22 protein-coding genes are annotated in these 19,080 nt (G+C 71.2%); 13 read left to right on the top strand and 9 right to left on the bottom strand.

What is annotated here, in order from left to right; genetic code table 11:
- From AB0K15_RS27620 to dhaM, 4 genes are all read left to right on the top strand, one after another.
- Positions 1-981 (top strand): hypothetical protein, encoded by a 981-nt coding sequence (locus AB0K15_RS27620; RefSeq protein WP_364056377.1) that lies wholly within the window; start codon positions 1-3, stop codon positions 979-981.
- A gap of 71 nt (positions 982-1,052) precedes the next feature.
- On the top strand, positions 1,053-2,054 hold the full coding sequence (gene dhaK, locus AB0K15_RS27615) for a dihydroxyacetone kinase subunit DhaK (RefSeq protein ID WP_364056374.1): 1,002 nt from the start codon (positions 1,053-1,055) through the stop codon (positions 2,052-2,054).
- Positions 2,054-2,680, top strand: a complete 627-nt coding sequence (dhaL, locus tag AB0K15_RS27610) for a dihydroxyacetone kinase subunit DhaL (protein ID WP_364056371.1) — start codon at positions 2,054-2,056, stop codon at positions 2,678-2,680. Before dhaK ends, dhaL begins: the two co-directional genes overlap by 1 nt.
- Positions 2,677-3,351: a dihydroxyacetone kinase phosphoryl donor subunit DhaM gene (gene dhaM, locus AB0K15_RS27605; protein ID WP_364056368.1), complete on the top strand. Its 675-nt coding sequence runs from the start codon at positions 2,677-2,679 to the stop codon at positions 3,349-3,351. Before dhaL ends, dhaM begins: the two co-directional genes overlap by 4 nt.
- Before the next feature lie 329 nt (positions 3,352-3,680).
- Here dhaM and AB0K15_RS27600 read toward each other — a convergent pair whose 3' ends face one another.
- Together AB0K15_RS27600 and AB0K15_RS27595 are read right to left on the bottom strand one after the other, a co-directional pair.
- Positions 3,681-4,136, bottom strand: coding sequence for a transposase family protein (locus tag AB0K15_RS27600; protein ID WP_364056365.1), 456 nt, complete (start codon positions 4,134-4,136; stop codon positions 3,681-3,683).
- A gap of 430 nt (positions 4,137-4,566) precedes the next feature.
- Positions 4,567-4,746 carry a hypothetical protein gene (locus AB0K15_RS27595; RefSeq protein ID WP_364056362.1) on the bottom strand — a complete coding sequence of 60 codons (180 nt, stop codon included), beginning with the start codon at positions 4,744-4,746 and terminating at the stop codon, positions 4,567-4,569.
- A 157-nt stretch (positions 4,747-4,903) separates the two neighbouring features.
- Between AB0K15_RS27595 and AB0K15_RS27590 the strand changes: the two genes are divergently transcribed.
- On the top strand, positions 4,904-5,665 hold the full coding sequence (locus AB0K15_RS27590) for a hypothetical protein (protein WP_364056359.1): 762 nt from the start codon (positions 4,904-4,906) through the stop codon (positions 5,663-5,665).
- On the opposite strand, the gene AB0K15_RS27585 is transcribed toward AB0K15_RS27590, so the two are convergent.
- Positions 5,568-6,053, bottom strand: coding sequence for an Lrp/AsnC family transcriptional regulator (locus AB0K15_RS27585; RefSeq protein WP_285972876.1), 486 nt, complete (start codon positions 6,051-6,053; stop codon positions 5,568-5,570). The genes AB0K15_RS27590 and AB0K15_RS27585 overlap by 98 nt on opposite strands.
- A 60-nt stretch (positions 6,054-6,113) precedes the next feature.
- On the opposite strand from AB0K15_RS27585, the gene AB0K15_RS27580 reads away from it, so the two are divergent.
- A complete protein-coding gene (locus AB0K15_RS27580; protein WP_364056356.1) occupies positions 6,114-7,226 on the top strand; it encodes a PLP-dependent transferase in 1,113 nt (370 codons plus the stop codon).
- Positions 7,227-7,229: 3 nt separating this feature from the next.
- On the opposite strand, the gene AB0K15_RS27575 is transcribed toward AB0K15_RS27580, so the two are convergent.
- Positions 7,230-7,433 (bottom strand): zinc ribbon domain-containing protein, encoded by a 204-nt coding sequence (locus AB0K15_RS27575; RefSeq protein ID WP_220243781.1) that lies wholly within the window; start codon positions 7,431-7,433, stop codon positions 7,230-7,232.
- Between the two features lie 44 nt (positions 7,434-7,477).
- Between AB0K15_RS27575 and AB0K15_RS27570 the strand changes: the two genes are divergently transcribed.
- Both AB0K15_RS27570 and AB0K15_RS27565 read left to right on the top strand, forming a co-directional pair.
- Positions 7,478-8,599, top strand: coding sequence for a nucleotide pyrophosphatase/phosphodiesterase family protein (locus AB0K15_RS27570; protein WP_364056353.1), 1,122 nt, complete (start codon positions 7,478-7,480; stop codon positions 8,597-8,599).
- A 99-nt stretch (positions 8,600-8,698) separates the two neighbouring features.
- A complete protein-coding gene (locus AB0K15_RS27565; RefSeq protein ID WP_364056350.1) occupies positions 8,699-9,004 on the top strand; it encodes a hypothetical protein in 306 nt (101 codons plus the stop codon).
- A 306-nt stretch (positions 9,005-9,310) separates the two neighbouring features.
- Here AB0K15_RS27565 and AB0K15_RS27560 read toward each other — a convergent pair whose 3' ends face one another.
- Complete coding sequence (locus tag AB0K15_RS27560) at positions 9,311-9,850, bottom strand: GNAT family N-acetyltransferase (RefSeq protein WP_364056347.1); 540 nt, start codon at positions 9,848-9,850, stop codon at positions 9,311-9,313.
- On the opposite strand from AB0K15_RS27560, the gene AB0K15_RS27555 reads away from it, so the two are divergent.
- Positions 9,849-10,577 carry an alpha/beta hydrolase gene (locus tag AB0K15_RS27555; RefSeq protein ID WP_364056344.1) on the top strand — a complete coding sequence of 243 codons (729 nt, stop codon included), beginning with the start codon at positions 9,849-9,851 and terminating at the stop codon, positions 10,575-10,577. The genes AB0K15_RS27560 and AB0K15_RS27555 overlap by 2 nt on opposite strands.
- Here AB0K15_RS27555 and AB0K15_RS27550 read toward each other — a convergent pair.
- A complete protein-coding gene (locus AB0K15_RS27550) occupies positions 10,574-11,401 on the bottom strand; it encodes a phosphotransferase (RefSeq protein WP_364056341.1) in 828 nt (275 codons plus the stop codon). The genes AB0K15_RS27555 and AB0K15_RS27550 overlap by 4 nt on opposite strands.
- A gap of 136 nt (positions 11,402-11,537) precedes the next feature.
- Between AB0K15_RS27550 and ctaD the strand changes: the two genes are divergently transcribed.
- The gene (gene ctaD, locus AB0K15_RS27545) at positions 11,538-13,310 is read left to right on the top strand and encodes a cytochrome c oxidase subunit I (RefSeq protein WP_360594725.1); all 1,773 of its coding nucleotides are present in this window, start codon (positions 11,538-11,540) and stop codon (positions 13,308-13,310) included.
- 81 nt (positions 13,311-13,391) lie between these two features.
- Here ctaD and AB0K15_RS27540 read toward each other — a convergent pair whose 3' ends face one another.
- A complete protein-coding gene (locus tag AB0K15_RS27540; protein WP_364056338.1) occupies positions 13,392-13,775 on the bottom strand; it encodes a hypothetical protein in 384 nt (127 codons plus the stop codon).
- A gap of 290 nt (positions 13,776-14,065) precedes the next feature.
- Between AB0K15_RS27540 and serB the strand changes: the two genes are divergently transcribed.
- The 3 genes from serB to AB0K15_RS27525 all read left to right on the top strand — a co-directional run bounded on the left by serB (position 14,066) and on the right by AB0K15_RS27525 (position 16,539).
- Positions 14,066-15,295: a phosphoserine phosphatase SerB gene (serB, locus tag AB0K15_RS27535; protein ID WP_364056335.1), complete on the top strand. Its 1,230-nt coding sequence runs from the start codon at positions 14,066-14,068 to the stop codon at positions 15,293-15,295.
- A complete protein-coding gene (locus AB0K15_RS27530; RefSeq protein ID WP_364056332.1) occupies positions 15,292-16,056 on the top strand; it encodes a peptidyl-tRNA hydrolase in 765 nt (254 codons plus the stop codon). The genes serB and AB0K15_RS27530 overlap by 4 nt, the downstream gene beginning before the upstream one ends.
- Positions 16,057-16,134: 78 nt before the next feature.
- Positions 16,135-16,539 (top strand): OsmC family protein, encoded by a 405-nt coding sequence (locus AB0K15_RS27525; protein WP_364056329.1) that lies wholly within the window; start codon positions 16,135-16,137, stop codon positions 16,537-16,539.
- A gap of 58 nt (positions 16,540-16,597) precedes the next feature.
- Here AB0K15_RS27525 and AB0K15_RS27520 read toward each other — a convergent pair whose 3' ends face one another.
- Positions 16,598-16,930 (bottom strand): hypothetical protein, encoded by a 333-nt coding sequence (locus tag AB0K15_RS27520; protein WP_354885329.1) that lies wholly within the window; start codon positions 16,928-16,930, stop codon positions 16,598-16,600.
- 58 nt (positions 16,931-16,988) lie between these two features.
- Positions 16,989-19,040: an ATP-dependent DNA helicase gene (locus AB0K15_RS27515; RefSeq protein WP_364056326.1), complete on the bottom strand. Its 2,052-nt coding sequence runs from the start codon at positions 19,038-19,040 to the stop codon at positions 16,989-16,991.
- Between the last annotated feature and the right edge of the window lie 40 nt (positions 19,041-19,080).

Genomic DNA, 19,080 nt, shown 5'->3' with positions numbered 1-19,080 from the left:
GTGGCGCACGATCTCAAACTCGGCCGGTTGTTTGCCCTGGTGGTGGCCGGTGTCCTCGTCCTGACGGCCTGTGGCGGCCCGCAGCTGGGCAAGGAGAACCTCCCCCGCACCACCGTCCCCTCCGCGAGCGGGGACGGTGGCAGCGGGCCGATCACCGACGCCTCGGTCACCGCGGCCGCGCTGCGCCCGGTGCTGCCGTGCCAGTTCCTCGACAACACGGCACTCTCCGCGCTGGGCACGCCCGAGGGTGAGCCCTCGGCGTCGAGCGTCCGGTTCGACGAGTGCAGCACCAAGGTGCGCGACGCGGGCGGCAAGGAACTCTCGGTCGACGTGCAGCTCGGGGCGATCGTGTTGTTCGCCTCGGACAAGACCACGGGCCAGGTCGGCGGCCTGCCGCAGGTCGAGGTGCCCGACACGACGGGCGGTTCGTGCGAGGTCAGCGCGCTCACCTCACGCGATCCCAGCCTCGGCATCGCGTTCGAGATCGATTACCCGGGTGGCGATCCGTGCCGTGCTGGACGAACCTTGCTCGCTCCCGCCGTGGACAAGCTGCACAACTCCCCGCAGAAATACCCGGACGTCAAGGGATCCGTGCTCACGGCCGACGCGTGTGCGGTGCTCGACCAGTCCGCCGTGGACGCCGTGCTGAAAGGCACGAAGGGCGGGGCGACCGGGCTGCACAGCTGCCAATGGGGCGACAGCCCGAACATCACGGTGATGTTCTTCCCGGCCTTGCCGCCGCTGGAGGGCGACGGCTGGCTGAAGGCCGACGTCGGCGGCGCGAACCAGGCGTACGCGAAGAAGAGCAGCGCCGGCACGGACTGCAAGGTCGAGTGGCAGCACCGGCCGTGGCAGGGCGACCACGTGGAAGTGGTCCAGGTGGGATTCACCGACTACGACCTCAAGCCGGGAACGGGCGACCCCTGTTCGACGGCGACCACGCTGGCGAAAAGCGTCGTGGGGAACCTCCCGCGGCCCTGAAGCTTGGCGGCAGGCCGGTGTCGGCGGCTAGGTTGGGAGCACCCACCACGCCGACGTGACGGAGGCCCGCCATGAAGAAGATCATCAACGATCCGGCGACAGTGGTCGCGGACTCCTTGAGAGGCCTCGCCGTCGCCCACGCCGACATCCTCCGCGTCCGGGACGACCCGGCCGTCGTGGTGCGGGCCGACGCCCCGGTGCCGCGCAAGGTCGCGGTCATCTCGGGCGGCGGCTCCGGCCACGAGCCGCTGCACGGCGGGTTCGTCGGGCGCGGCATGCTCGACGCGGCCGTCCCCGGCGCGGTGTTCACGTCCCCGACCCCGGACGCGGTCCAGGCCGCGGTCGCCGCGACGACCGGCCCGTCCGGTGCGTTGCTGATCGTGAAGAACTACACCGGCGACGTGCTGAACTTCGAGACCGCCGCCGAGCTGGCCGCGGCCGAGGACCTCGACGTGCGCAGCGTCGTGATCGACGACGACGTCGCGGTGAAAGACTCGACGTACACCGCCGGCCGCCGTGGCGTCGGCGGGACCGTGCTGCTGGAGAAGATCGTGGGCGCGGCGGCGGAACGCGGCGACTCGCTCGACGCCGTGGAGGCGCTGGCGCGCAAGGTCGTCGGGCAGGTGCGGTCGATCGGGGTGGCGTTGAGCGCGCCGATCGTGCCGCACGTCGGCGAGCCGAGCTTCGACCTGGGGCCGGACGAGATCGAGTTCGGCATCGGCATCCACGGCGAGCCGGGTCGCGAGCGCATCCCGGCCGAGCCGGCCGACGCGCTGGTGGCGCGGATGGTCGAGGCCGTCGTTTCGGACCTGCCGTACGAGTCGGGCGACAAGGTGCTGCTGTTCACGAACTCCATGGGTGCCACGCCGTTGGTGGAGCTCTACCTCGCGCACGGCATCGCCGAGCGGCTGCTGGCCGAGCGTGGGATCGTGGTCGAGCGCAGGCTGGTCGGCCCGTACATCACGAGTCTCGAGATGCAGGGGATGAGCCTGACGCTGCTGAAGCTGGACGACGAGCTGACCGAGCTGTGGGACGCGCCCGTGTGGACGCCCGCGCTGCGGTGGGGGATCTGATGGGTTGTTCTTCCGAAGGAATCGCGGCCGCGCTGCGAGCCGCGGCCGAAGTCGTGGCCGAGCACCGCTCCGAGCTGGTGGAGCTCGACCGCGCCATCGGCGACGGTGACCACGGCGAGAACATGAGCCGCGGGTTCACCGCGATCGTGTCGGCCCTGGAGACGGAGGTGCCCGCCACCCCGGCGGGCGTCGCCAAACTGGCGGCCACCACGTTGATCTCGAAGGTCGGCGGCGCGGCGGGACCGTTGTACGGCACGGCTTTCCTGCGCGCGTCGACCCGCCTCGGGGACGCGGCTTCGGTCGACGTGCCGCTGCTGGTGGCCGCGCTGCAGGCCGCTTTGGACGGTGTGCAGGCCCGCGGCAAGGCGGTGGGCGGCGACGCGACGATGGTCGACGCCTTGATTCCGGCCGTCTCCGCGGCCGCCGCCTGCCCCGCGGACACTTCGATCGCGGACGTGCTGACCGCGGCGGCCGACGCGGCCGACCGCGGTGCTGAGTCCACAGTGGACCTGGTGCCGCGCAAGGGCCGGGCTTCGTACCTGGGCGAACGCGCCGTCGGCCACATGGACCCCGGCGCCCGCTCCACGGCGCTGCTGCTGCGCGCGTTCGCGGAGGCCGCCCGGTGACCGTGGGTATCGTGCTCGTCTCGCACAGCGCCAAGCTGGCCGAAGGCCTGGCCGACCTGGCCGCCCAGATGGCCCCCGACGTCCGCATCATTCCCGCCGGCGGCCTACCCGACGACGGCGGCATCGGCACCGACTACGACGAAGTCGTGGCCGCCACCCAACGCGCCGACTCCGGCGACGGCGTGGTGCTGCTGTACGACCTGGGCAGCGCGCAGATGACGGCCGAGCTGGCCGTGGAGTCCCTGTCGGGTGGCCCCGCCGCCCTGGTCGCCGACGGCCCCTTGGTCGAGGGCGCCATCGCGGCCGCCGTCGCCGCCCAGGGCGGCGCGGACCGCAAGGCGGTGGCCGCCGCGGCTGCCGGTGCCGGCCTGGCTCCGGACCTCGCCGCCGTGGACTCTCCCGGCGACGCCCAGGAGAAGGAACTCACACTGACGAACGAGGTCGGCCTGCACGCCCGCCCCGCCGCCGTCCTGGTCCGCAGCCTGGCCTCTCTGGAAGCCGAGGTGACCATCCGCCTGGGCGACCAGGAAGCCGACGCCCACAGCGTTCTGGCCCTCATGTCCCTCGGCGCCCGCCAGGGCGACCACATCGTGGTGCGCGCCCGGGGACCGGAGGCTTCGGCCGCGCTCGCCAAGGTGACTGATCTGGTGGAGTCGAATTTCGGGGAGTAGGGGTGCGCGGGCGGGTGACCGGAGCTGTTGAGCACCACGGCTCAGCAGGCCCGGCAGAAACACCCCCGCTCTCCCAAGGCAGGGGAACTCGATCGTGGGGTACCGAGGAAATCGCCGAGGGGTGCGAGTCGGGTGGTGCGGTGTTCGGCCGCGGTCGCGGTCGTGGGTGGTGTGGGCCGGGATCTCGTGCCAGGGCAGCGTCTGGAGCAGGCCGTGGAGGCGGTGCTGGTTCTGTTTGACGGTGAACACGTAGTAGGTGCTGCGGGTGGGCAGGTAGCGGGCGTGCGCGGCGGTTGTGTGCAGGGCATCGGCGGTGACCACTTTCCCGGTCAGGTCGAGGTGTCCGGTAATGGCTGGAACCAGCTGATTTCGCCGGCCCCGGGCGGGACTTGGCGTTGCCCGAGCACGATGGGGTCCTCGTGGGTGATGGCGGCGAGCAGGTGCACTCCGGCTCCGCCGGTGCGGGCGAAGGTGCCGCCAGGGACTTGCCGTCCACCGCGATCGCTGTCGGTAGCACGTCGGACTTCGGGTTCGGGCTCGGCGCGGTCCTGCCTGTTCAGCCAGGCACCGATCACGTCAGCGAGGACATCACCGTCGAGCCGGCCGGTCACCCGGCGCACCGTCGCCTCGTCCGGGGCGACATACCGGCCCTGACGTGGATCAAGCCGGGCTCCCAGCAACGCCAGCAGGTGTTGCGGGGCATCCGCGGCCCATGCCCCGATCGCAGCGAACGAGCGTGCTCCGGCGACGACCGCGACTGCGGCCAGGGCCAGGATCGAGGCCACGGAATGGCGGACACCGCGCCGGTCTCGCGGGTCTGGCACTTGACGCAGGAATTCGCGCGGGTCCGTGGCCCATTCTGGATCCGTGTGCGGGTGATGCGCGGGGTCAGGCGATCGAGGATGGCGGGGACCAGGCACGGTGGCACAGCGGACTCGGCTCTCTCAAACGATCACGGGGCCTGGACACTCCCATGATCAACGGGAACCGTGCCCGCCCTGCAACCAGGCCACGAGACTGTGCCGGAACCCTGCCCTCCCAACGGGTGGCGTGCCCATCTCCATTCTATCGGCCCACCCCGACAAAATCGGTGACCGAGCGCCGGATCGCTTCAGTTGTCCACACCTCGGCATACCTGTGGACAACTGAAGCAACCCGGCGTTCTCGGCCACTGATCACTCACGCATTCCGGCAATTCACAAACCGGAACACCCCTCACGACGCCAATGCGATCCCCAGCCAGATCGCCCCGATCACGGCCGCCCCGCACAGCGCGGCGAGCAGCAGCATCACCGTGCTGATCCGCCCCGGTTGGCGCGGCAGTCGCATCGGTTGCGTCGGTGGGCCCCAGTAATCGTGGGAATTCTGTGCGGCCGGCCCGGTCGTGCTCGTCATGGCGCTTCCTCCGTCCCTCGACCGGCGAATCCTTTGTGGTCCGGACGTCGGGCCTGCCGCGATTTCCGTTACCGGAATCCGAAGTGGGTTTTTTGACCGAGTTCCGATCGAGAGAAATCGTCGCGGTCGGTATTCGCGCTGTTCTCCGGAGTTGTCGGTGCCGAGCGATACCTTCGTGCGGCGAATCTCCCCGCCGAGTTCGGTGCTCTGGCCGAGTACGCGCACCGCGGTGCGCCTGTACCCCGCGCAAGGCGAGCCCGCCGTGGTCGAAAGCCACCTTCGTGGCCTGCTGCTGTGGCCCACGGATGAGCCGTGGCCGACGTGCCCCGTCACCTGGCCGCCGAAGCCCGAGGCGACCGACGACGGCTGGACCGGCGGCCACCCGGACGACGAGCCCCTGCCGGCGATGGTCGGCGCCGCGCAGCTGTACCGCCGCGACTTCCCGGAGCTGCCGTTCCCCGACGGCAGTGATCTGGCGCAGGTGCTGCTGTGCCCGACCTTTTACGCGAGCAAGCACCACTACGGCCCCGCCGTGCGGTCTGGCGCGACTCGAAAACCGTCGGCGAAGTCGCCGAGCCGCGATGACGTCGAGTACGAGCTCGGCCAGTTCTCGAAAGTCGGCGGCTGGACGGCTTGGTACGCCGGGGATCCGCAAGACCTGAGCTGCCGCGAGCGCCTGCGTCAGGCGGTCGCGCCGGCGACGCCGGAGGACGAGGTGCCCTGCGGGTGCGGGCGGCGAGGCGACGAGGAAGCCGGCTGGGAGTTCGGCGAGCCGGGCGCGCTGAACATCTTCCTGCGCCCCACCGACCCGCGGCACCCGGTCAAGGTGCGGACGGAGTGGGCGGCAACAACGGCCCGCCACTCCAATGCTGGAACACCAGATTCGTGTGCACGCGCGCGACCTCGTCGCGGGCCGTGAGCTCGTCCAGCACCAGGCGCTGGAGTTCGGCGGCCGAGCTGGTGGCCACGTGCGCCAGGAAGTCGTCCGGGCCGGTGAGGTGGTAGACGGCGCGCACCTCGGGTAGGGCGAGAAGGTCGGCGACGAAGGGGTCCACGAGCTGCCGCCGGTGCGGGCGGACCTGCACGAACAGGAACGCCTCCAGCGGCCGCCCGAGCTTGGCGGCGTCGACCTGCGCGTGCTGGCCGGTGATCACGCCCGTCTCGCGCAGGCGCGCCACGCGGTCCAGGCACGTGGACGGCGCGATGCCGACGGCGGCGGCGAGATCCTTGTTCGACGTCCGGGCATCGTTCTGCAGCACACGCAGAATCTCGAGGTCGACCGGGCTCAGTTCGACGGATCCAGTCACGCCCCGAATGATATCCGAAACCATTGCACCGAATCCGCATGATGACCGAACCTTCGGACCATGACGAACGCGCTGCGCACCCGAGCCGTCCACGCCGGCCGCGACGACCTGACCGACCTGGGCCTGCACGCCGTACCTCTCGACTTCTCGACGACGTACCCGTCCCGCGACAGCGCCGCCGAGGCCCTGCGGATCGACGAGTTCTCGACCGGCGGCGAGGTCTCCGGCATCTACGGCCGCGTCAGCAACTCGACCGTCGAGCGGTTCGAGCGTGCCTTGGCCGAGCTGGAGGGGTTCGACCACGCGGTGGCGTTCGCGAGCGGGATGGCGGCGGTGTCCGCGTGCCTGCTTTCCGCGGCGTCGCAGGGAAAGCGGCACGTCGTCGGCGTCCGGCCGTTGTACGGGTCGACCGATCACCTGCTGACGTCCGGGCTGCTCGGCACCGAGGTCACGTGGGCGGCGCCCGGGGAGGTGGCGGCGGCGCTGAGGCCGGACACCGGTCTCGTGTTCGTCGAGACGCCCGCCAATCCGACACTCACCGAGCTGGACGTCAAAGCCCTCGCCGACGCGTGCGGCGATGTGCCCGTGCTCGTCGACAACACCTTCGCCACGCCGGTCCTGCAACGCCCCGGCCGCCACGGCGCGCGCCTCGTGCTGCACAGCGCGACGAAGTTCCTCGGCGGCCACGGCGACGTGATGGGCGGCATCGTCGCGTGCGACGCGGAGGAAGCCGCGCGGTTGCGGGGAATCCGCTTCGCCACGGGTGCCGTGTTGCACCCGCTGGCGGGATACCTGTTGCTGCGCGGGCTTTCGACGCTCCCGCTGCGCGTCACAGCCGCTTCGGCGACCGCGGCCGTGCTGGCGGAGCGGCTCACGCGGCACGAAGCGGTGCGCGCCGTGCACTACCCGAAGCTGGGCGGGCCGCTCGTCGCGTTCGAGGTGGCGGGGGACCCGCACGCGCTGATCGCCGCCGTCCGGCTGATCACGCCGGCGGTGAGCCTCGGCAGCGTCGACACGCTCATCCAGCACCCCGCGTCGCTCACGCACCGGGTCGTCGCCGAGAGCGACCGCGAGGAGGCGGGCATCACCCACGGGCTGATCCGGCTCTCGGCCGGGCTCGAGGATGTCGAGGACCTCTGGTACGACCTCGACCAGGCGCTGAAGGCCTGCTGACCGTCAGCCGCCGCAGCACCCGCCGCCGCAACAGCCACCCGAGGGCGCGGGGCTCGCGGCGGAGCCGGTGAGCGCGACGGTGGTCAGCAGCTTCACGGTGTCGGTGTGCCCCTCGGGACACGGCGCCGGCGCGCCGGACTCGCTCATCGGCCGTTGCAGCTCGAACGTGTCGGTGCAGTCGCGGCAGCGGTAGGCGTAAGTGGGCATGCGTCGATTATCGCTGCCGCGCAGGCGGGTGGGAAGCTGTCTTCGTGGACGTTCCCCAGATCACGGACCTCCCGCACCTCGGCCAGGTCGTCCCCGCGGTGCTGGGCGCGCTCGGTGTCCCGGGTGAGGCGGGTTCGCTGGCGCTGCCGGCGGCTCGCAGCGCGTGCGTGCTGCTCATCGACGGTCTCGGCTGGCAGCTCCTCGCCGAGCACGCGGCCGACGCGCCCGTGCTCACCGAGCTCGCGAAGAGCCCCCTGCGCGTCGGCTTCCCGTCGACGACGGCGGCCGGCGTCGCCGCGATCGGCACCGGCCTGGCGTCGGGGGAGCACGGGATGGTCGGGTACACGTTCGAGGTGCCGGGCACGGGCGTGCTGAACGCCCTGCGCTGGCGCTCCCACGAAGACGGCAGCGACCTGCGCGGCGCCCTCCCGCCCCGCTCGGTGCAGCCGCTCCCGACGACTTTCGAACGCGCCGCCGCGGCCGGCCTCGACGCCGCCGTCGTGTCGTCGGCCCAGTTCGCCGACACGGCCCTGACCCGCGCCACCCAGAGCGGCGCGCGCTACGCGGGCGTCCACGCGCTGGGCGACCTCGCCGCGCGGACGCTGGAGGTGCTCGCGGCGCGGTCGTTCTGCTACGCCTACCACAGCGAACTCGACCTGCTCGGCCACCTCTACGGCCCCGGCTCCACCGCCTGGCGCATGCAGCTGCGGCACGTCGACCGCCTCGTGGAGTCCATTGTGGATGGCCTCCCCGAGGGTGCGCTGCTGGCCGTCGTCGCCGACCACGGCATGGTGACCGTGGACGACAAGCTCGACCTCGAGGACGCCCCGGAGCTGCTGGACGGCGTCCGCGCTTTCGGCGGCGAGGTCCGCGCCCGCCACGTCTACACCGAACCGGGCGCGGCTCCCGACGTCCTGGCGGCCTGGCAGTCCGTGCTCGGCCCGCGCGCCTGGGTCCTGCCCCGCGACGAGGCCATCGCGCAAGGCTGGTTCGGCACCGTGAGCGACCGCGTGCGCCCCCGCATCGGCGACGTCGTCGCGGCGGCCCAGGGCACGTTCGGCATGGTCCGCGGCCTGGCCGAAGCCGTGGAGACGTCGCTTATCGGCCAGCACGGCTCGCTGACGGAGGCCGAGCAGCTGGTGCCGCTGGCCCTCGCCCAGGGCTGACGCGGCCGACGCGCCCTTTTTTGCCCGAGCCGCCAGGTCACCGCGGCAAGGTGGACCACGCTCAGCAGCCCACCGATCGCTCCGGTTAACGTGGTTCCCGTGCCCCGACACAATCGCCCCGGCCGAGACCGGCACGGTCGTGCCGAGCAGCCTGACCTCGGCGCGATCAGCGGCTGGGCACACGCCGAGTCCGGCCCCGACGGCGAGTGGCTGGTGCGCACCGTGCCCGGCTCCCACGCGACCAAGACGTACCGCTGCCCCGGCTGCGACCACGAGATCCGCCCCGGCACACCCCACGTCGTGGTGTGGCCCGCCGACGAAACCGGTTCCGTCGCCGACCGCCGCCACTGGCACCGCACCTGCTGGGACGCCCGCGCCCGCCGGCGCCCGAACCGCCGCTGGTAGCCCGGGAGGGGTGCGGCTAGCGGGTGCCTTGATGAACTCGGAGCCAAGGGGAACTCGCTGCGTTGCCTGCTTCGAAGCCACGGCCCGGATCGGCGCCGGATAGCCCGAGCCCGGTCGCGACCAGAGGACGCGTGACGCGAAGCCCGCCAAGTGGCGCCTGCCTGTCCGCGCCGGCATCGACGAGCCGGGTGCCCGCACTGGATGCGCAACGCCGAGCCGGCGCTGTGGCCCGGAGCGGTGTGAGCCGGTGTGTGCACCCTGCACCCGTCGCCCGAACCAGCTCGGTGACCGCACCGACCCCAAGCCTCACCGGCGGAAATGCCGCGAAACCGCCCCCTCGTACACCTCCTCCTCGAACCGCGTGAACCCCAGCCGGTCCGCCACCCGCAGTGATGGCGCGTTCGTCGCGTTCACGCTGATCAGCACCGGAATCTCCGGCAGCTCCCGTTCGGCCCACTCCACGGCGGCGCTCGCGGCCTCCACGGCGTACCCCCGGCCCCACGCCGACGGCGCGAAGCGGTACGCCAGGTTCAGCATCCGCTCACCCCGGAACAGCCGCAGCCGCACCCCCGTCAGGCCGAGCACCTCGGCGCCGCCTTGCTTTCGCACGGCGCAGTAGCCGAAGCCGTGCTCGGTCCAGTGGGCGAGCCACGAGTCGAACAGCAGGTCGCCGGTCGGGGTGTTCGGTGGGTCCGGGTTGAAGCGGTTCGTCGCCGGGTCGGTCTGGATGGCGACGACGGCGGCGCGGTCCTCCTCGGTGAACGGGCGCAGCACCAGCCGCGAAGTCACGATCTCCCTCAGCACACCCCGCACGCTAGCGGCGGGGTCCGACAGAATCGCCGTCATGACCGAACTGCCGCTCCTGCTGCTGCACGCCTTCCCCCTCGACGCCCGCATGTGGGACCCCGTCCGCGCGCCCCTGGCCGAGCGCCTGCGGCTGATCACGCCGGACCAGCGCGGCCTGGGCCGCAGCCCGCTGCCGGAGACCGGCCGCGAACCGAGCCTCGACGACGCCGCGCGCGACGTCCTGGCGCTGCTCGACCGGCTGGAGCTCGACGAAGTGGTGCTGGGCGGCTGTTCCATGGGCGGTTACCTCGCCCTCGCCCTGCTGAAGGCCGCCCCCGAACGCGTCGCCGGGCTCGTGCTCATCGACACCAAAGCCACCGCCGACACGCCCGAAGCGGCGGAGAACCGCCTCAAGGTCGCCGAACGCGCCGAGGCCGAGGGTGTGCGGGGCTGGCTGGCCGACGCGAACCTCCCGAACCTCCTGCGCAACCAGGAACCCGCCGACCGCGTGCGCGAGCTCATCGACGCCCAGCCGCCCGCCGGGGTCGCGTGGGCGGCGCGCGCGATGCGCAACCGGCCCGATTCGCTCGACGTGCTGCGCAAGTCCGACGTGCCCGCGCTCGTCATCGTCGGCGAGGAGGACAAGCTCACCCCCGTCGAGGAAGCCGGCAAGATGGTCGACGCCCTCGACGTAGCCACGCTCGTCGTCCTGCCCGGCGCCGGGCACCTCACGCCGCTCGAAGACCCGGCGGGCGTCGTCGAGGCCATCCTGGGCTGGTACGCCTAGAAGTAATCCGCCAGGGCCGCTCGCGCTTCGCCGAGGCGTGCGGGCCAGCGCAGCGCGACCAGATACCGCCACACCACCACGAACAGCTCGCGCAACCGAAGACACGCCTCGATGGACGTCGCGTCCACCACGTCCGGATACGCGGCCGAAAAAGACGGTCCGCCTTGTTTCGCCAGGATCGCGAGGTCCCAGGCGAGCGGTCCGCGCCAGGTGTCCTCGAAATCCAGCCAGCACGGCCCTTCCGCGGTCGCGATGACGTTGCCCGGGTGCGCATCGCCGTGCAGGGCCTGGACCCGGTCCGCCGGCAGCGCGGCCGCGAGCCGCAAGGCCTCCGTGCGCAACGAATCCGCGGCACCGTCCATCCTGGCCCCGTGCCGGTCGAGGGCGCCCAGGAGCTCGTCGACGGGCCCGCGCACGGGAAGTTCACCCGGATAGGCCGCCAGTGCCGCGTGGACGGTCGCGAGTGAACCCGCGACCTCGCCCGGGGTGTGCCGATGGTCCGGATCGTGCGGCGTCCAGTGCCAGAGCGTCACCGGCAGCCCGTCGGCGAAATGGGGCCCGGCCGGGGGATCCGTGGTGGGTGAGACGACGAGCACACCACTCTGCGTGAGGTGCCGGGAAACGGCGACGTCGCGCTCGAGCCAGGCCGTCGCGTCGGGTCGCAGCAGGCGCGTCGTCCCGGGCACCCTCGCGACGACGGAACCCAGTCTCACCAGCACGTTCGAGCGTTCGTGGAGGACCTCGGCGGACTCCGTCGCGAGGCCGACGCGGCGAGCCACCGAGAGCGCCGCGGCGAGTGCGGAAGCCGTGTACGAGTCGGCCATGCGGTGATCTAACCAGCCGGTGCGAGCGACGGTGGGTAGCGAGGGCTACCATCCCTCTAGCCGTCGGATCGGGCCCGTCCCGACCCCCGGCGACCCGGACGATGACCACCACAAGGTTTCAGTGTTGGAGGCAGGAGTGACGGCCGTAGCCCCCAAGCCGATCGCAACGCGCCCATACCCCGCGCGCGAGACGGTTAAGGGTTCGTACCTGCTGCGGTTGTTCCGCACGACGGACCACAAGCAGATCGGCATCATGTACCTGGTCACCTCGTTCGCCTTCTTCATGGCGGGCGGAGCGATGGCCATGCTGATCCGCACGGAGCTGGCCCGGCCGGGCCAGCAGTTCCTGTCGCAGGAGCAGTACAACCAGCTGTTCACCATGCACGGCACGGTGATGCTGCTGCTGTACGCGACCCCGATCCTCTTCGGGTTCGCCAACTTCGTGCTGCCGCTGCAGATCGGTTCGCCCGACGTCGCGTTCCCGCGGCTCAACGCGTTCTCGTACTGGCTCTACCTCTTCGGTGGCCTGATCGTCCTTTCCGGATTCCTGACGCCGGGTGGCGCCGCCGACTTCGGCTGGTTCGCCTACACCCCGCTGTCGGACGCGATCCACTCGCCGGGCGTCGGCGCCGACCTCTGGATCTCGGGCCTGATCGTCTCCGGTCTGGGCACGATCCTCGGTGCGGTCAACATGGTCACCACCGTGGTCTGCCTGCGCGCGCCGGGCATGACGATGTACCGGATGCCCATCTTCACCTGGAACATCCTGGTCACGAGCATCCTGATCCTGCTCGCCTTCCCGATCCTGACCGCGGCCCTGTTCGGCCTGCTGGCGGACCGGCATCTCGGGGCACACGTCTTCGACCCGGCCAACGGCGGGGTGATCCTCTGGCAACACCTGTTCTGGTTCTTCGGTCACCCAGAGGTGTACATCGTCGCGCTACCGTTCTTCGGGATCGTGTCGGAGATCTTCCCGGTCTTCAGCCGCAAGCCGGTGTTCGGTTACAAGGGCCTGGTCTTCGCGACGCTGGCGATCGCGGCCCTGTCCGTGGCGGTGTGGGCCCACCACATGTACGCCACCGGCGCCGTGCTGCTGCCGTTCTTCTCCTTCATGACCTTCCTGATCGCGGTCCCGACCGGTGTGAAGTTCTTCAACTGGATCGGCACCATGTGGAAGGGCCAGCTGTCCTTCGAGACGCCGATGATCTTCTCGATGGGCTTCATCGTCACGTTCCTCTTCGGCGGTCTGACCGGCATCCTGCTGGCCGCGCCGGCCATCGACTTCCACGTGTCGGACAGCTACTTCGTGGTGGCGCACTTCCACTACGTCCTCTACGGCACGATCGTGTTCGCCACCTTCGCCGGCATCTACTTCTGGTTCCCGAAGATCACGGGCCGGATGATGGACGAGAAGCTCGGCAAGTGGCACTTCTGGACGACGTTCATCGGCTTCCACGGCACGTTCCTGGTCCAGCACTGGCTGGGTGCCGAGGGCATGCCCCGCCGGTACGCGGACTACCTGGCCAGCGACGGGTTCACCACGCTGAACACGATCTCCACGATCGGCGCGTACATCCTCGGTGCGTCCACGCTGCCGTTCATCTGGAACGTGTTCAAGAGCTACCGCTACGGCGAGATCGTCACCGTCGACGACCCGTGGGGCTACGGCAACTCCCTCGAATGGGCCACGTCGTGCCCGCCGCCGCGGCACAACTTCACCGAGCTGCCGCGCATCCGCTCCGAACGTCCCGCGTTCGAGCTGCACTACCCGCACATGGTCGAGCGCATGCACGCCGAAGGCGAGATCGGCTTCTTCGGCAAGCCGCGCCACCAGGCCGCACCGTCGCAGAAGCTGGTCGACGCGACCATGCCGGGTGACCACAGCAACGACAACTCGGGCGAGCAGTAAAGCCCGTCTGACCATCAGGGGCGCGTGCCCGGCTTGTGCGAAGCCGGGCATGCGCCCTTTTTGCTGGTCCGGGGTGTCGAGCTACTCGTCGGCCTCGGCCAATGCTGCGTCGGCCTGATCGCGCAGCGCAGCGGGGAGCACCTCCGCCTCCGCCGCCGAGCTCAGCAGGTCGGAGACGAGGCGAGAGTCGAAGGACGGCAGAGGCGCCATCCGGATCAACCACGGCACAGCCAGCGCCATCCAATACGGCCGGCGGCGCTCGCACGCGGAGGCCACCGTCAGCTCGACCAACCTGTGCGGGCTGGAAACTCCATGTCCGCCGAGAAGGTGCCAGGAACGCGAAAATTCGTCGAGGCACGCGTCGAGACTTCTCTCGAGGAACGGCCACATCGCCACGTAGCCGGATCCCTCCAGCGTGGCCCTGCCTTCGTCCTCCGTGCCGATGCCGAGCATTTCCTCCGGCATCACACCCAGCCATGCGCCACAGCACCTGTACAGGACTGGATTCCACTCCGTACTGGCCCCCGGGGATCGGTGCACGAATCGGACTCTACGCTCGGGAGCCAGTGCAATTTTCCTCTCCGGCCTCGGTGAAGCGGACAGGTCCTCCGTGCCGGCGGCGCCCACTCCGTTCCCGGCCAGGTCCCTCGTTCGGGCCCGGGCTTGTGTGAAGCCGGGCACCCGCCCTTTTTGCGCCCGGCGTTCCGCGCCAGACTGATCGTGCTCGCACAGCGCCGAACGAGGGATAGAGCCCAGTGACCCAGACGCCCGTCCTGATCACCACGACCGGTCCCGACAAGCCCGGTGTCTCCTCCGTGTTGTTCGCCGTGCTCACCCGCCACGACGTCGACGTGCTCGACGTCGAGCAGGTCGTGATCCGCGGACAGCTCGTGCTGGGGGTCCTGGCCGGCGTCTACCGCGACCCGGAGGGCCTGCAGGAGTCCGTGGAGCAGGCGATGGCGACCGTCGGCATGCAGGTGGAGGTGAAGATCGGCGACGCGATCGGCGCCGACCCGTTCGCCCTCGGCAAGCAGGACTCGTCCCACGTGCTGGTGATGCTGGGCCGTCCGGTCACGGCGCGGTCGTTCTCCGAGGTCGCGGCGCGGCTGGCCGCGCTCGGCGCGAACATCGACTCGATCCGCAGCGTCGCCGACTACCCGGTGACCGGGCTGGAGCTGTACGTCTCGGTCCGCGAGGACACCGAGGCCGCCGACGCCGAGCTGCGCGAGGTGCTGGCCGACGCCGCTTCGACCGCCGCCGTGGACGTCGCGGTCGAGCGCGCGGGCATCAGCCGGCGCGCGAAGCGGCTGGTGGTGTTCGACGTCGACTCGACGCTCGTGCAGGGCGAGGTCATCGAGATGCTCGGCGCGCACGCCGGCGTCGAGCCGCAGGTCCGCGAGATCACCGAGGCCGCGATGCGCGGCGAGCTGAACTTCACCGAATCGCTCGAACGGCGCGTCTCGCTGCTGGCCGGGCTGCCCGCGACGGTGCTCGACGAGGTCGCGGCCTCGATCGAGCTCACACCGGGCGCGCGCACGACCGTGCGCACGCTCAAGCGCATGGGCTTCCGCTGCGGCGTGGTCTCGGGCGGGTTCACGCAGGTCATCGACCACCTCGTGGACGAGCTCGGCCTCGACTTCGCGGCGGCCAACGAGCTGGAGATCGTAGACGGCAAGCTCACCGGCCGCGTCGTCGGCGAGGTCGTGGACCGCGCGGGCAAGGCGAAGGCGCTTCGCCGCTTCGCCGACGACTACGGCATCCCGCTGGGCCAGTGCGTCGCGGTCGGCGACGGGGCCAACGACATCGACATGCTGTCGGCGGCCGGCATGGGCGTGGCGTTCAACGCGAAGCCCGCGCTGCGCGAGGTCGCGGACACCGCGCTTTCGCACCCCTACCTCGACGCCGTGCTGTTCGTCCTGGGCGTCACGCGCGCCGAGGTGGAGGCCGCCGACGCCGCCGACGGGCTGGAGCTGGTCAGGCCGTGAACCACGTGCTGGAGCCGCTGGGCAGCCGCTACGCCTACTGGCTGGGGCTGCCCGCGGAGGACACGTCCGACACCTCGGACGAGGACCCGGCCCAGGTACGCGCGATGCCGGTCATCCTGCGCATCGAACGCGCCGAGCCACCCGGCCGCACGCCGCTGCTCGAGGCGGCGGCCGCCGCGGCGCTGGCCGTGTGCCTCGACGAACGCTCCGAGCCCGGCGGCGAATGGGCCGAGCCGATGCACGCGTGGCTCGACAACCGCATCCGCAAGGTCGCGCGGCGAGCCCGGGGCACGCACTGGCAGGCCGTGCTGGACCTGCCGGGCATCACGGTCGAGGTCGACGGCGCCGAGGCCCGGGCGCTGGTGCCCGGGCTGGTCAGCGAGACGCCGAAGGAGGTGTCTCGCCTGCAGATCTCCGGCAGTGAGCTGCCGCCCGACACCCCGGGACCGGCGCCCGAGGGCGTGCCGCTGCTGCTGCTCAACCCTGAGGTACCGATGACCGTCGGCAAGGCCTCCGCGCAGGTCGGGCACGGGACGATGATCCTGGCCTCGCTGCTGTCGGACGCCGAGCTGGCGGCCTGGGCGGCGAAGGACTACCGCGTGGCCGTGCGGACGCCGTCGCCCGCGCGCTGGAAAGAACTGTGCCCGGTGGACGACCCCGAGGCCGGCTGGCGCGAGGACCGCGTGATCGCCGTCCGGGACGCGGGGTTCACCGAGGTCGATCCCGGCACGATCACGGTCCTGGCGCAGTACCCGGCGTGAGTGCGGTGCGTCTCGGCACGGAACACCGGTGTGCCGCGCGCGGTTGGTGATCAGTAGGAACGTCGGGAGGAGCGGGCGATGACCCTGGAAGTGCAGCGCGAAGGCGAGCACCGGTTCGTGGGGCGCAATGAGCGCGGCGCGGAGGTGCGGATCGGGCGCACGGGAGCCGAAGGCGCGTTCTCACCGGCCGAGCTGCTGCAGATCGCGACCGCGGGCTGCTCGGCCGTGACCGCGGAGAACCTGATCACGCGCCGCATCGGCGAGGACTCGAAGTTCCGCGTCGGCGTCACGGCTGATCGCCGTGAAGGCGCTTCGGAGCTGGACGGCGTGCACGTGACCTTCGACGTCGACGTGTCCTCCCTCGACGCGGAACAGCGCGAAGCTCTCGCGGCCGCCGTGGACCGCGCGATCGACCGCCTGTGCACGGTGAGCCGGACGCTCAAGAAGGCCATCCCCGTCACCGAGTCCTTCCCGACCGCCTGACGCAGCGAGAGCCGAGGCCCCTACGCGTGGGCCTCGGCTCTGCTCTGTGCGGGGAAAGTCAGCTCTGCCAGACCACGTACGCCTGGTCGGCGTCCGTGGTCATGGCCTCGATGAACTTCTCGTTGTCGAAGCCGGGCAGCGACTGGAGCCGCTCGATGAGGGCGTCGGCCGCCGGGTCGCCGCTGGGGACGGCCGTGCCCTTGCCGTCGTTGCCGACGAGCATGAAGAACACGTCCTCGTTCCACGGGCCGTCCGGGATCACTCTGACCATCACGGACGAAAGCTCCGCCCACTGGACGGCCTCTTCGCTGCCATCGGCGAGGCGGCGCCGCACCCCGGTGTCGTCGACACTGACGGTCCGGGATCGTGCGCTGGACGAATCCTGGGTCAACCGGTGCTCCCTGTCGTGTTCGTTCTCTTCACCGTACCCGCCCGGGTTGTGCCCGCCGTCACGCGGGCGCCGCCGCGTCGAGCCGCTTGAGCGCGTCGCGTGCGACCTGGGGATCCGTGGTGGGCCAGAAGGGCGGCAGTGACGCGCGCAGGAATCCGCCGTACCGCGCGGTGGCCAGGCGTGAGTCCAGCACGGCGACCACACCGCGGTCGGAGGTCGAGCGGTGCAGCCGGCCCGTGCCCTGCGCGAGCAGCAGAGCCGCGTGCGTGGCCGCGACCGTGAGGAACCCGTTGCCACCACGGGCTTCCACGGCCCGCTGGCGGGCCGACAGCACCGGGTCGTCGGGGCGCGGGAACGGGATCCGGTCCACCACCACGAGCTGCAGCGACGGCCCCGGCACGTCGACGCCCTGCCACAGCGTGAGCGTGCCGAACAAGCACGTGCGGGGCTCGTCGGTGAACTGGCGCACCAGCGTGGGCATGGAGTCGTCGCCCTGGCACAGGATCGGGTAGTCGAGCCGCTCGCGCATCGCCTCCGCGGCCTGCTTGGCCGCGCGCATCGACGAGAACAACCCCAGCGTGCGCCCACCCGCGGCCTCGACCAGCCCGGCGAGTTCATCCATTGTGGACTCGGCAAGCCCGTCGCGGCCCGGCGGCGGCAGGTGCTTGGCCAGGTAGAGGATCCCGTTGCGCCGGTGGTCGAACGGAGAGCCGACGTCGAGGCCCGTCCACTTCGGTCCCTTGTCCTCGTCGGCCGGCGCTTCCTTGTCCGTGGCCGCACCGGGCGCCTTCGTCACGCGCGCGCCGCCCGGCGGCAGGCCCCATTGACGCGCCATGGTGTCGAACTCGCCGCCCAGCGTCAGCGTCGCCGAGGTGAGCACCGTGGTGTTGAGGTTGAACACACGCTCGCGCAGCAACCCCGCGACGCCCAGTGGTGCCACCTTCAGCGCCGGCGGCCGCGGGTTGGCCGAATAGCGGTCGCCCGTGAGCCACACGACGTCGCGCTGGTGGGCCAGATCCTCGTCGTACGCGTCGAGCAGGCGCGCGGCGGTGTCGTGCACCTCTTCGAGCAGCGACCGCGCCAGTTTGCGCGCGGTGGCCCCGTCGACGTCTTCCTTGCGGTCGGAACCCAGCGCCGTCAGGCAGGCCTTCGCGGCGTCGCGCACCGCGGGAATCGCGCCTTTCAGCGCCTGCGGCAGCGAATCCAGCCGTCCGGCCGGGAGATCGTCGAGGATCAGCGCGAGGCCGTCGCTCGCTTCCAGCAGGCGGTCGGCGACATCCGCGTCGATCAGCCGCCCGCAGCGGCGCGCGGCGGCGGAGACCATGGCGCTGGTCAGCTCGCCCGTGGCGACGGATGTGACGCGGTCGACCAGATCGTGGGCCTCGTCGATGATCACGAGGTCGTGGTCGGGCAGCACCTGGTAGCCCTGCAACGCGTCGATGGCCAGCAGCGCGTGGTTGGTCACGACCACATCCGCGCGCCCGGCCTCGGCCCGCGCGCGTTCGGCGAAGCAGTCGGTGCCGATCGGGCAGCGCGCCGCGCCGAGGCATTCCCTGGCCGTGACGGAAACCTGGCGCCAGGCCTGGTCGGAGACACCCGGCACGAGCTCGTCGCGGTCACCGGTCTCGGTGTCGGAAGACCACTCGTGCAGCCGCGTGACCTCCTTGCCCAGCCGGGAAACGGCGAACGGGTCGAACAGCTGCGCGTCCTCCGGCTCGTCGGGCGCACCCGTGTCCAGCCGGTGCAGGCACAGGTAGTTGCGACGGCCCTTGAGGATCGCGAAGGTCGGTTCGCGGCCCAGCGGCTTCTTCAGCGCCTTCGCCAGGCGCGGCAAGTCGCGGTCCACGAGCTGGCGCTGCAGCGCGATCGTGGCGGTGGAGACCACGACGGTGGCTTCCTTCTCCACCGCGTGGCGGATCGCAGGCACCAGGTACGCCAAGGACTTCCCGGTTCCCGTACCCGCCTGCACGGCGAGGTGTTCACCGGTGCGGATGGCGTGGCCGACGGCGTCGGCCATCTTCACCTGGCCCGGCCGCTCGGCTCCGCCCACGGACTCCACAGCGTGGGTGAGGAGTTCGAGGACGCCGGGGAAATCAGTTCGAGCGGGCACAGCGATACACGATAGCCGCCGGGGGCGACAAGTTCGGCGC

It is taken from the genome of Amycolatopsis sp. NPDC049253 (assembly GCF_040678995.1).
Lineage (GTDB): Bacteria > Actinomycetota > Actinomycetes > Mycobacteriales > Pseudonocardiaceae > Amycolatopsis.
This window is presented reverse-complemented; position numbering and strand designations above follow the sequence as displayed.